The organism is Lentibacillus songyuanensis, assembly GCF_039548255.1.
GTDB lineage: Bacteria > Bacillota > Bacilli > Bacillales > Amphibacillaceae > Lentibacillus_C > Lentibacillus_C songyuanensis.
This window is the reverse complement of record NZ_JBCLVH010000003.1, coordinates 242,319-254,521: the sequence shown is the minus strand read 5'-3', so window position 1 is coordinate 254,521 and position 12,203 is coordinate 242,319. Positions and strand designations below refer to the sequence as shown.

The following is a 12,203-nucleotide window of genomic DNA, read 5'->3' as shown; positions in this document are numbered from 1 at the left end:
TGTCGTGATGCATGCTAAATCACAAAATTCCAATAATCCGACCATCGCAGAAATCAATCTTCATCACTTTGAAGAAAATCTTGTCAATTTAAAAACTGTGGCCATGAACAGTGAACTGCTCGCTGTTATCAAAACAAACGGGTATGGGCATGGTATTGTTCCAATCGGGCATGCGGCTATTCGTGCTGGAGCAGAGCGGCTTGGTGTCACAACCGTTGATGAAGGGGTATTGCTTCGAAATAGTGGCATTGATGTCCCCATCCAACTATTAAGCTCCATTACACTAAATCAAGTGGAAGCTGTTGTTTCGCATCAACTGACAGCTTCCATTTCTTCCTCAAAAATCGCGAAAGCAATTAGTCAGCAGGCAGTAAAACAACGGACAACTGTACCTGTCCATCTGAAAATAAATACGGGATTACATCGATTTGGTATTGACCCAAATCAGGCGGTGGATTTTTGTCAATCATATTTTATGCTTCCGGGACTGTCATGGGAAGGTATTTATACACATTTTTCCAGTGCTGATGAAGGGGATTGGGAGACTACCGAAAAACAATTTTCCTTGTTTATGTCAACGGTTACCAATCTGAGTAGGCATGGATTTCATTTTACGCTCCGCCACGTGGGCGGCTCTACTATTACGATGGAACGAAAGGATATGCATCTTGACATGGTACGTCCCGGGATTGCTTTATTTGGATATTATCCAAATAAAAGGCAGCAGGAACTCGTTATATTGAAACCAGTTTTAACACTGAAATCAAAACTCCTTCACGTTCGGGAACTGCCGCCGCATACTCCTGTAGGCTATGGGGGGGAATACGTTACAAAAACAACTGAGAAAATTGCCGTCGTGCCAATTGGGCATGGGGATGGCTACCAACGAATTCTTTCCAATAAAGGAGAGATGCTGGTCAGAGGAAAAAGAGCCAGAGTTGTCGGTACAATTTCTCTTGATCAAACACTAATTAATGTAACAGGGATATCGGATGTCCAAGAAGGAGATGAGGTTGTTTTAATCGGAAAGCAGGAAAATGATCATATATCTGCCAATGATGTCGCAGATTGGATGAACAGTATTGTTGATGAAGTACTGGCTGGATTGATGGGACGTATTACCAGGATATATGTGTGATGGTGGAACGGGGTATTTATAAAGCGGTGTTTTAAAGGAAAGTTGACAGGTAGTTCTACTTATCGTGGCTAAATAAGCTTAATTGTGTTACTACCGATCGGTTATCGTGCGTTCTCGCTAGCTTGAGTGCCGTTCCTGATCGGATGCAAGGCATTCCATTCGCTTAGCTGTGTATATGGAACAAAACCACTAAGAAGGGATTTATGGTAATGGACTTTCTATCCATCGTGCCACCTATTGTTGCGGTGGTACTGGCAATTCTTACAAAACGTGTTTTGCTATCGTTGTTCATCAGTATTTGGGTCGGGGGATTAATTGCGGCAGGGGGAAATCCGTTTGCTGGAATTGGCATTACGTTCACGTGGATGAAGGATGTGATGATCGATCCTTGGAATGCTCGTTTTCTTGTCATGACATCATTGCTTGGAGCAGGTGCGGCATTTATGTTTAAGACAGGTGGTTCACAAGGACTTATTAACATGCTGGAAAAGAAATTAACAACGAAAAAAAGGGTTCAGTTTCTGCCATATGTATTAGGCATTATTATCTTTTTTAATGACTATGTCAATTCCGTTATTGTTGGCAACGCATCAAAGGATATTACTGCCAAACATAAAATTTCCAGAGAAAAACTAGCCTATATTCTTGATTCGACGGCGGCACCAATGGCAACACTTGGACCTGTTTCTGATTGGATTGGTTTTCAGGTCTCCTTGATCGCGGCTGCTTTTGCAAGTGCAAGTATTATGGGCATGGAACCGTATTTTGCTTTTTTACATTCGGTCCCATGGAATTTTTATGCTATCCTTTGCCTGTTAGCTGTACCGATGATTATTATCGGCAAAGATTTCGGACCAATGGCTAAGGCGGAACACCGGGCCCAAACGACAGGAAAGTTGATACCGGATGGTTCTACGCCGCTGTCATCCGTAGATCAGGATTTAGGGGAGCCATTCAAAAAAGACGGCAATGTGTGGAACTTTATCCTTCCCCTTATAGCACTTATTTCGGTGAGTATCTGGGGGTTGTGGTACACTGGTGGTGGAGCAGAAGGAAAATCGATCATGGATGCCCTTGCAGCAACGGATGTTTCCATAGCTTTAACTTGGGGTGCGTTCGCTATGATTGTCACCGGAATGATCCTTGCGCTCACACAGGGAATGAGCTTAAAAGCGTGTGAAGATACCTTGCTTGGCGGGATTCGTACCATGCTGCCAGCGCTTGTGATTATTGTACTGGCGTGGTCGATTGGAACCGTTACATCTGAATTAGGTACAGCGGAATTTGTTGTTAATGTAACAGAGGGGTGGATGACGGCGGCACTTGTACCGTTTATCGTGTTTGTGATTGGCATGTTCATCTCTTTCGCTACGGGAACTTCGTGGGGAACGATGTCTATTCTCACTCCAATTGCTATTCCACTTGCTTATTCTATTGGTGGGGCTGATCTTGTTCATATTGTGATTGGCGCTATTTTCGCTGGTTCTATCTTTGGTGATCATGTTTCACCAATTTCGGATACAACTGTTATGGCATCTATTTTTGCTGAATCGGATCATATTGCACATGTCAATACACAACTTCCTTATGCGCTTGTTCCAGCGGGAATTGCCGGAATATTATATTTATCTTATTCAGTGATTGGAAATAGTATCGTGCTGTTAGTTGTTGGTATTGTGCTTCAGTTTTTCTTACTGCGGTATCTTGGCAACTACCATAATAAAAAATATAATGAGGATGCAAACCAAGTCGGGGCGTGAAATGCAACAAAAAGGAAGCTGAGGGGATAATCTTTGAAAAAAATGAAAATCGCACTAATTCCTGGAGATGGAATTGGGCCAGAAGTTATTGCAGAAGGGGTAAAAGTTTTACGTGCTATTGAAATGATGGATTCATCACTAGCTTTCTCATTTTCTACTTTTCCATGGGGGTGTGAGTATTATCTCCGGGAAGGCAAAATGATGGACGATGATGGTATTGAACAGCTTAAACCATTCGATGCGATTTATCTTGGTGCGGTAGGCTATCCGGGAGTACCAGACCATATTTCGTTGCGTGATTTACTAATTAAAATACGCAGGCAGTTCGATCAGTATGTTAATTTACGACCGGTTACCTTATTAAATCCTTCGTTAACCCCGCTAAAGGGAAAAACAGAATCAGATATTGATTTTCTTGTGATTCGGGAAAATAGTGAAGGGGAATATGCAGGGGCAGGGGACTGGTTGTATAAAGGAAAGCCGGAAGAAGTGGTATTGCAAACGGGTGTATTTTCCCGAAAAGGTACCGAGCGGATTATCCGCTATGCCTATGAGGAAGCACGAAGAACAAATCGGACATTGACGAGTGTGAGCAAAGGAAATGCGTTGAATTACTCCATGGTATTCTGGGATGAAGTGTTTGCAGAAGTTGGTAAGGAATACCCAGATGTACAGACATATTCTTATTTAGTTGATGCCGCAAGTCTTTATTTTGTATCAAATCCCGAGCGGTTTGGGGTTGTGGTGACATCCAATTTATTTGGTGATATCTTAACGGATATTGGTGCGGCAATTACTGGTGGTATGGGGTTGGCGACAGGGGCAAATATTAATCCGGAAAAACAGTTTCCATCCATGTTTGAGCCTGTTCATGGATCCGCACCAGATATCGCAGGAAAGGGAATTGCTAATCCAATAGCCGCAATCTGGTCGATCAGCCAGATGATGGACTTTTTTGATGAAGAACGATGGGGAAAAGCTGTTCTTCAAACGATCAAAGAACTGCTGGCCGATACTGGGTCATTGACTCCTGATCTAGGCGGGCAGGCATCGACAAGTGATGTTGGAGATCGGTTTATTGAAATGCTAAAAAGCATCGCCCCTAAATAATATATGGCTGTGTGTAACCCGCTATTTTCTAAATGAATCATAAATAGCGGGTTATTTGTTTGCCAAAATTAAAAGGATTTTGCAGGTTCATGTCGAATGGTGTAAATAGTTAATTTTTCCTGTATGATAGATGAAAAACAGGCGATTTAATGTTGTGAATGACTCTTACGGTTAACGCCCCCTTAATATTACAAACTGGGTGTTTTCCATTCGTTATTTGGCCCTGATTTTTGGTTACATACTTTACTTTTGAGACAGAGGATGATGTGTACATATGGACGTAAAAAAAGAGGCAGTAGGAATCGCAGCGACATTATTATTACTTATTCCATTGGCTGCTGGTGGATATTGGATTTTTAAAAGTTTAACCAGCGGCCCGGCAGTATCCAAAGCAGATAGCCTGGTTGTACATGATCATGCGATGTATGTATTTGCTGGGAATGAGAAGAAGCTATCAGAACTAGCTGCATTGTTTCCGGAAGAAAAGGAAGAGATGGTTTTGGCTGAGGAAGAACAAGAGCAAGAAATAGACGAAATGGAGGATGATGCGTTAGCCACTGATGAGGTTGTTGGGATGGACGATGATTCACAAGTCACCTGGGATGGAGGAACACAAAATGATGATAGCGGCGGTCCATCAGGTTCAACGGTGAATAACCGTTCAAGCAATACGAATGTATCGAGCACTAACAAGCCTGCTGTGGATACCAAAGTGAAAAAGAAACCCAATAAGGCGGGGAATAAAGATGATAATGAGAGTAAAAATGCCGATGAAAGTAACGACGAAAATAAGCAGTCAGATGAGCCATCATCGGATAATAGGGTAGATGAGGAAAAATCAAATAAAGAAAATGATATGGACGAGGGTGAAAACACGGGTGAGGGGAATCCAAGTGATGAAGGAGAAAAGCATCTGGACGGGGAAGACGAGGATTAGATGGAAGAAAAACTGAAAAACGAAAGACACATAAGCTAGTATGTATCATTCGTTTCAAAGGTTTAAAAAGATAAATTATCCATCTATTTAACGACAATATAATAGACAAGAGCTGTCCATGTAGCAGCTGCAAAACTATAATAAACCCGATGGCCCGTGATGGTGCCAGGTAAACCAGGATAGCTTGCTACGAAAAATCAGCTGATGTACTAATAAGTCTAAGTATGTATTCACTCCACTTGATACAGGTAGATCTTCCATGGATAGCCTTTCTTTTCGAAGCTTTGCTTATAGTTCAGGTTGTTTTCTTGGTAATTTTCAATTGGGACGGCGGAGAGGATATAATCACCTCCAAGGTCTTTTAGTGCTTTGGTATTGATATCAAGATCTTTGATTATCTTGTTGCTGTTTTTGGTAAACATGTAATGCTTCCCTATTTCGTCGACATAGAGATATGCTCTACCGCCCCACGTATCATAGTAGTTTTTTAATGTTTTGTTTTTATCTAGCTCCGATGCGAATACTTTACGGAATTTGTGCTTATAGGAAACCGGATAACTGTTATTGTAGGTATCCAGAGTATAGAAGCCATTATACTGGGTAATGGCCGGATATAATCCAATATTGACGACGCGATAATCGGAAGGGTCCTTTCCAATATAGTCTTTTATATCTGCAAATAAATCCGTTGCGTAAAATTGTTTAAAAGTCGGGTTACTTGTGGCACTGTATTTGGTTTCCTCGTTTAATTGGAACACCATCCAGCATTGTAAAATGAGCAGCACAACGACGACAGGTTTAAAGGATTTAAAATGCTTCCATAAAATCGTTAAGGCGATGGCGAAACAAATATACCAAACTGGTGGATCAAGAAAATGGATACGACTGAAATTAAATGTATTGGCAATCATTACATGATCTTTCACAACCCGCCAGCCTTCCCAATACCAAAAAGCGTACCATAAGGAGAGAAACACATTAAATAGAAAAAGAAATAACAGCCATTTCGGTTGCAACCGACGATATGCGGCAACAATCAAGGCTAAACCGATGACCGGAAAGATAATTAAATAATGGATCGCTAAATCATGGGTGTGTCCATTGATCAGGTTGTGCTGAAACAACTCGAACGTTCCTGGAAGATCTTTGTGACCAAGATTTAATTCATCACGATGGGAAGTAAATCCACTCTCGAAAAACATGGAAAAAATAAGCAAATAGTTTTTAGCAAGATAAATAGCTGTCATTGCCGCAATTGCCGTAAAAAAAGTCCAGTTGCTATGCTTATTACGAACCCAGTCCACGATCCAAACAAGTTCCATCAATCCAAGGAAAAAGACAAAGGTCAAGATAAAGCTTGAGAAAAAAGGGATCAGTAATAAAGTGATCCAATAATAGATTGGTGTTGCTTTCCCATTATTTCGGATGGTTAAAAAAATATGTAATGCTAACGGTAACCCGGCAATGGATAACATCCCAGATGGCCAAAACGGTAAAAGGGCAAAACCAAGTGATGCTCCAACGGAAATAAAGGTTGCCTTTGGACCAGGAAGAAAGTTCCTTTTTAGCAGTAAATACATGCCAAAAAAGGCGACAAAGCGCATTAGTGTTTGACCGATTGCATAAGCTGTCATGGGCTTAAACAAAACATATAACCAGACCATGGCATCAAGCCCGGATGGCAGCGTGCTTCTTGGTAAGCCATTAATGACATTTGGTAACGCAACATCCTTCAACGTAAAGATATGCCCGCTTTCTGCAAGAAGTTTGTACCAGACGATATTGGAGTCCATATTATCGTGCACCCGAATATGCGCATCTTCCCCTAACGAATAATACGGAAATAAATAAGCAACGATGACCAAACATGCGATCAGGATATATTTATGGTTGATAATACGCGTGAATACTTTTGACCACATGATCGACAGCCTCTTCTCCAATTCCATAATATAACGGCAGCCGTAATAACCGTCCACTTTCTGCGGTTGTATATTGATCGGTACCGCTAAATTTTCCGAACTTTTTTCCAGCATGTGAACTGTGTAATGGGACGTAATGGGTAACCGTCATAATTTCTTGATCGTTTAAAAAGTTAATCAAGCTATCCCGTTCTGATTCATCCCTGGTTTTCATGAAAAACATGTGCGCATTGTGCTGACAATCGTTTGGGATAAAGGGAGTCTCAATATTCGTCAAGGATTGTAATTGGTTTTTATACTGATTCCAAGCTTGAAGACGATTTTGTGTAATGATTTTCCCATGCTCCAGCTGAATTGACAAATAGGCGGCATTGAGTTCACTTAATAGAAAGGATGATCCAATATCACGCCAGGTATACTTGTCGACCATTCCTTTTTTAAATTGGCTGCGGTTGGTCCCTTTTTCCTGGATGATCTCCGCGCGATTGACGGAGTTGGCATCATTAATGATAAGCGCACCACCTTCCCCGCTTGTATAATTTTTTGTTTCATGAAAGCTAATCGTTCCAAAATGACCAATGGTGCCTAGTGCCCGCCCTTTATATGTACTAAATAGTGCTTGAGCTGCATCCTCAATCACCCATAATTTGTAACGATTAGCGATATCCATGATCGCATCCATATCACAAGCAACCCCCGCATAGTGAACGATAACGATGGCCTTTGTACGGGGCGTTATTGCCGCTTCTATTTTAACGGGATCGATGTTCATGGTGGCAGGTGTAATATCAACAAAGCGAATGGATGCGCCTCTGATCGCAAACGCATTCGCTGTGGAGACGAAGGTATAAGATGGCATAATTACCTCATCACCGGTCGAGACCTCGGTTAATAATGCAGTCATCTCTAAAGCCGCCGTACAAGAAGGCGTTAACAGTACCCGTTGACATTGCAAGTGGTCCTCTAGCCAATCAGTACATTTTTTGCCGAATGGGCCATTACCTGCTAGTTTACTATTTTTGATGGCTTCCTTCATGGCAGCTTCTTCCTTGCCTATGGAACATGGTATATTAAACGGAATCATATTGCTCACCTCGTTCTGTCTTAATCGAAAACATTCAGTTTGTGTTCATTTCTTATAAGGATTGGCTGGTAACTATAATGCCTAATACAATTAGTGATAAGCCGACTACTTTTTGTGTCGTTACCGGTTCTTGAAATAAGAACACGGAAAGCAGGAATACGAGCACAAATGATAGGCTCATAAATGGATAGGCATAACTGATATTAAATTTGGTCATAGCCGCCATCCAGAATAAAGAGGCAACAAAGGCGGAGAGAAATCCGCTCAGAATGATCGGGTCCAATAATAGCTTGAATAAGAAAATTAATTTATCGATCGATCCATCCGGCAGACTGCCAGCGCGATCAATTTTCCACTTTAAAATTAATTGACCATATACAGTAAAAAAGATAGTCCCAAAAATATATGCGTATCCCATCGTTATCGCTCCACCGGGGCTGGACCTGTCAATTTGTGATAAACATCGATGGTCTGCTGTAATTTAAACCCGAGACGGATAAAAAGGTTTAAGGATGCAAGATTTGCCGCGGATATCGATGTACGTAATTGTTCATACCCGAGATCGAAATGTGCCTGACAGCAAAGACTGGTAAATGCTTTGGTAAGCCCTTTACCTTGATACGCAGCCTTCATCCCTAGCAATAGTACTTTGTCAACTTCATAGCCAAAAAAACCCGCCAGTTCGCCCTGATCATATAATGCGATGATTAAATCTTTTTCCTGCAGGTCACGGACCCAGTTCATATAACGGCGGTCGGCCATGGAAGAAGGGATGTTAAAATCACGATGAAAGCGGCTATTTTCAAATACTTGTTCCGCTACGGCCAAAACATCTTCTTTGTGATACTCTTTGGAAATGGAAATTCCTTCACGCGAAATAATCTGTAAATGATCTTTATCACATACCGGTTCGATCATCGTATCCATATAATAAAAACCATAATTGTAAAGCTGTTGGGTGTTCGCTGTTGGGTCCACCTTAATCGTATAATGTCCATCATATTGGTCGGTTTCCCGTAATGCTTTCTCAGAAAGAGAGGTTACCTCATATGTATCAATATGAAAATTTCGTTTGTCCCATGGGGTGGGGTGCAAGTAAGTTGCCATCCATATCAACTCCTTTCGTTTGTTTCCTGCGTTGTGTTCGTTTTTTCACGAATAAGGTAAAGCGGTCTGGCTTTTGTTTCGTTAAAAACTTTTCCAAGATACAGCCCAAGTACACCAATATTGAAGAAAATCAACCCACCGATAAAATAGATGGAAACCATGACACTAGTCCAGCCTTGGACAGGTTCATCAAGGAAGAAATATCTGGCAAATAAATAGACACCATACAAAAAAGAAATAAACGAAACCAAAAACCCGAACTGAATCGATAACCGTAATGGTTTATTCGATTGGGAGACAATGGCATCTGTACCAAGCTTGACGAGGCGTTTGATATTATATGAAGTTTTACCTTCTTTTCTGGCATTATGTTTTATATGAACCGTCCCTGTTTTATAGCCCATCCACTGAACAAACAGCGGAAAGAAGCGGTTCTGTTCACGCATGGTACGAAAACCTTCAATCACCTTTTTTTCACTAATACTGAAATTGGCAATGGTATGATCTGAGGCCCATCCCGTGAAAAAATCATAGACACGATAGAAAAACTGAGATGATTTACGTTTGATCCATTTGTCCTGTCGTTTCACACGATTGCCGAAAACGACCTCATACCCTTCAAGTGCTTTGTGATATAAGGTGGCAATTTCCTCCGGGCAGTCTTGCAAATCGCAATCCATTACGACTACCCAGTCTCCGTTTGTGTGATCGAGGCCAGCAGTAATGGCATGGTGCTGCCCGAAGTTTCGCGCAAGGTCAATGCCCTTGATCCGGTTATCATTGTTACTTAACTGTTTGATCGTTTCCCAAGCATGATCAGGGCTTGCATCATTAACGAGAATAATCTCAAGGTGAGCTGGAATGGCTTCAATTGTTTTAATTACCCGGCTACAAAGTTCCACCAGGCAGGATTTACAACCGTATACAGGGATAACAACAGAAATTAAAGGAATACTTTTTCCCATTTGTCCACATACCATTCTACGGTTTGTTTGATGCCTTCATTAAACGCCATTTCTGGTTTCCAGCCCAATGTTTTGCGAATCTTTGTATCGTCAACAGCATATCTTCTATCATGTCCTAATCGATCCTCGGTAAATTGAATGAGGTCAGCAAACTCCTGTATATCCCCTTTGGCTTTGACTTCCGGTTTTAGCTGGTCAAGCGTGGTACAAATTTTCTGGGCAATAGACATATTGGTCCATTCATTGCCGCCGCCAATATTATATGTTTCCATCGTTTTTCCATGATGATAGATATCATCAAGCGCCCGGCAATGATCTGTTACATACAGCCAGTCACGAATGTTTTTTCCATCCCCATAAATCGGGATGGGCTCCAGGGCGAGTGCTTTGGCGATAATCGTTGGGATTAGTTTTTCTTCATGCTGTCGCGGTCCGTAATTATTGGAACTGCTCGAAATGACAACATTCATACCATATGTATGGCCAAAGCTTTTCACTAAAAGATTGGCACTTGCCTTGGATGCGCTATAAGGATTGCGTGGGTCGTACGATGTTTGTTCGTTAAATTTACCAGTGTCACTAAGCGAGCCATAAATCTCATCAGTGGAAATATGATGAAACCGTCGTTCGCCAAGGAACTCTTGCTGTTCCCATGCTTTTTTTGCAGCCTGCAATAGCACCAATGTCCCGGTGATATTTGTTTCCACAAACTGCTTGGCATCTTGAATGGATCGGTCCACATGGGATTCTGCTGCAAAGTGGATCACTCCAGAAATATCAAATTCAGCGAAGATACGATTGACGACTGTTTCATCGGCAATATCACCGTTGATAAAATGGTAATTTGGATGGTCCCTTACCTCAGAAAGGTTATCGATTGATCCGGCATATGTCAGTTTGTCGATGTTAATGAGTTGATAATCAGGGTGTTGTTGTAAAAAGTACGTGATGAAATTGGATCCGATAAATCCTGCCCCTCCTGTTATGAGCAGTGTTGGCTTGTGTTGCTTATTCATTTTCTACCAGTCCTAACATTGGGTTGCGATCGATGGCTTCCCAGTACTGTTGAGTATGTTTTCGATCCGCGATTTCCAATAGGTATTTGCCATAATCGTTTTTCTCCATCGATTTTCCTTTTTTATATAACATATCCTTGGAAATATAACCCATATAATAGGAAATTTCCTCCAAACATGCTAGTTTAAAGCCCTGCCGTTGCTGAATGTTCTTCACAAACGCGGCAGCATCAAACAGTGATTCATGGGTGCCTGCATCCATCCAGGCGAATCCTCTTCCAAGTAATTGGACGTCTAATTGTCCACGTTTTAAATATTCCTTGTTTAGGTCGGTGATTTCCAGTTCCCCACGGTTGGAAAAGCTTAATTTACGAGCAAAGTCAACTGCTCGGGCATCATAGATATATAGCCCGGTCACCGCAAAATCGGATTTTGGTTCAGCGGGTTTTTCATCTAAGGAAATGACCTTTTGCCGGTGATCAAATTGCACCACGCCAAATCGCTCTGGATCTTTGACACGATAACCGAACACGGTGGCATGCTGATGGTTTCGGATGGCATTTCGAAGCATGGTTGTAAAGCCCTGACCATAGAAAATGTTATCGCCGAGGATCAGGGTTACGTCATCCTTTCCGATGAATTCCTCTGCAATAATCAATGCCTCTGGAATTCCATTCGGATCTGCTTGTTCCATATAGGAAAGGGAAATACCAAACGCGGAACCATCGCTCAGCAAATCCTCGAACCTGGGACGGTCATGGGGTGTGCTGATAATCAAGATGTCTTTGATACCACCTAACATCAAGACGGATAACGGATAATAAATCATTGGCTTGTCAAAAACAGCCAATAGATGTTTATTGATGCTATTTGTACTTGGTGATAATCGGCTCCCGCTGCCACCAGCCAGTATAATGCCTTTCATGGTACCATCATCCCTTCCAATTTTTAACTGTTCAGCATTAAAGTATAAACGGCCTCTTATCAAGGTATAACCGTTTTTCATGAAAGTTAATCTTACAATTTGATTTCATATTTGTTAGAAAATTGTTAAATGATGATGGGTAAGGGCTTAGACCGAAAGAAATAAAAATAAGCCACCATTTTCTTTGCTAGTGAAATAGTGGCTTACGTTACATTTTGGAAAATACCTATAAAGTTAAA

General features: G+C 41.5%; 11 protein-coding genes. 4 read left to right on the top strand and 7 right to left on the bottom strand.

What is annotated here, in order from left to right; genetic code table 11:
• The first annotated feature begins 7 nt into the window (after positions 1-7).
• From alr to WMZ97_RS05240, 4 genes are all read left to right on the top strand, one after another.
• The gene (gene alr, locus WMZ97_RS05255) at positions 8-1,138 is read left to right on the top strand and encodes an alanine racemase (RefSeq protein ID WP_343271021.1); all 1,131 of its coding nucleotides are present in this window, start codon (positions 8-10) and stop codon (positions 1,136-1,138) included.
• A 203-nt stretch (positions 1,139-1,341) separates the two neighbouring features.
• Positions 1,342-2,898, top strand: a complete 1,557-nt coding sequence (locus WMZ97_RS05250) for a Na+/H+ antiporter NhaC family protein (RefSeq protein WP_343271020.1) — start codon at positions 1,342-1,344, stop codon at positions 2,896-2,898.
• A gap of 33 nt (positions 2,899-2,931) precedes the next feature.
• A complete protein-coding gene (locus WMZ97_RS05245; protein WP_343271019.1) occupies positions 2,932-4,008 on the top strand; it encodes a tartrate dehydrogenase in 1,077 nt (358 codons plus the stop codon).
• Positions 4,009-4,282: 274 nt separating this feature from the next.
• Positions 4,283-4,945, top strand: coding sequence for a hypothetical protein (locus tag WMZ97_RS05240; protein ID WP_343271018.1), 663 nt, complete (start codon positions 4,283-4,285; stop codon positions 4,943-4,945).
• 230 nt (positions 4,946-5,175) lie between these two features.
• On the opposite strand, the gene WMZ97_RS05235 is transcribed toward WMZ97_RS05240, so the two are convergent.
• From WMZ97_RS05235 to rfbA, 7 genes are read right to left on the bottom strand one after another with little or no spacing between them, the layout of a single operon-like run.
• A complete protein-coding gene (locus tag WMZ97_RS05235) occupies positions 5,176-6,867 on the bottom strand; it encodes a DUF6044 family protein (RefSeq protein WP_343271017.1) in 1,692 nt (563 codons plus the stop codon).
• On the bottom strand, positions 6,830-7,951 hold the full coding sequence (gene rffA / locus WMZ97_RS05230) for a dTDP-4-amino-4,6-dideoxygalactose transaminase (protein WP_343271016.1): 1,122 nt from the start codon (positions 7,949-7,951) through the stop codon (positions 6,830-6,832). The genes WMZ97_RS05235 and rffA overlap by 38 nt, the downstream gene beginning before the upstream one ends.
• Positions 7,952-8,003: 52 nt before the next feature.
• Positions 8,004-8,369, bottom strand: a complete 366-nt coding sequence (locus WMZ97_RS05225) for an EamA family transporter (protein ID WP_343271015.1) — start codon at positions 8,367-8,369, stop codon at positions 8,004-8,006.
• 2 nt (positions 8,370-8,371) lie between these two features.
• Positions 8,372-9,058 (bottom strand): GNAT family N-acetyltransferase, encoded by a 687-nt coding sequence (locus WMZ97_RS05220; RefSeq protein ID WP_343271014.1) that lies wholly within the window; start codon positions 9,056-9,058, stop codon positions 8,372-8,374.
• A gap of 5 nt (positions 9,059-9,063) precedes the next feature.
• A complete protein-coding gene (locus WMZ97_RS05215; RefSeq protein ID WP_343271013.1) occupies positions 9,064-10,023 on the bottom strand; it encodes a glycosyltransferase family 2 protein in 960 nt (319 codons plus the stop codon).
• The gene (gene rfbB, locus WMZ97_RS05210; protein ID WP_343271012.1) at positions 10,002-11,039 is read right to left on the bottom strand and encodes a dTDP-glucose 4,6-dehydratase; all 1,038 of its coding nucleotides are present in this window, start codon (positions 11,037-11,039) and stop codon (positions 10,002-10,004) included. Before rfbB ends, WMZ97_RS05215 begins: the two co-directional genes overlap by 22 nt.
• Complete coding sequence (gene rfbA, locus WMZ97_RS05205) at positions 11,032-11,964, bottom strand: glucose-1-phosphate thymidylyltransferase RfbA (protein ID WP_343271011.1); 933 nt, start codon at positions 11,962-11,964, stop codon at positions 11,032-11,034. The genes rfbB and rfbA overlap by 8 nt, the downstream gene beginning before the upstream one ends.
• Positions 11,965-12,203 lie beyond the last annotated feature (239 nt).

Excerpts from the sequence above, each read along its gene's own strand:
- alr (WP_343271021.1), top strand. The coding sequence starts at position 8 with ATGCATGCTAAATCACAAAATTCCAATAATCCGACCATCGCAGAAATC.
- WMZ97_RS05250 (WP_343271020.1), top strand. The coding sequence starts at position 1,342 with ATGGTAATGGACTTTCTATCCATCGTGCCACCTATTGTTGCGGTGGTA.
- WMZ97_RS05240 (WP_343271018.1), top strand. The coding sequence starts at position 4,283 with ATGGACGTAAAAAAAGAGGCAGTAGGAATCGCAGCGACATTATTATTA.
- WMZ97_RS05235 (WP_343271017.1), bottom strand. The coding sequence starts at position 6,867 with ATGTGGTCAAAAGTATTCACGCGTATTATCAACCATAAATATATCCTG.
- rffA (WP_343271016.1), bottom strand. The coding sequence starts at position 7,951 with ATGATTCCGTTTAATATACCATGTTCCATAGGCAAGGAAGAAGCTGCC.
- WMZ97_RS05225 (WP_343271015.1), bottom strand. The coding sequence starts at position 8,369 with ATGGGATACGCATATATTTTTGGGACTATCTTTTTTACTGTATATGGT.
- WMZ97_RS05220 (WP_343271014.1), bottom strand. The coding sequence starts at position 9,058 with ATGGCAACTTACTTGCACCCCACCCCATGGGACAAACGAAATTTTCAT.
- WMZ97_RS05215 (WP_343271013.1), bottom strand. The coding sequence starts at position 10,023 with ATGGGAAAAAGTATTCCTTTAATTTCTGTTGTTATCCCTGTATACGGT.
- rfbB (WP_343271012.1), bottom strand. The coding sequence starts at position 11,039 with ATGAATAAGCAACACAAGCCAACACTGCTCATAACAGGAGGGGCAGGA.
- rfbA (WP_343271011.1), bottom strand. The coding sequence starts at position 11,964 with ATGAAAGGCATTATACTGGCTGGTGGCAGCGGGAGCCGATTATCACCA.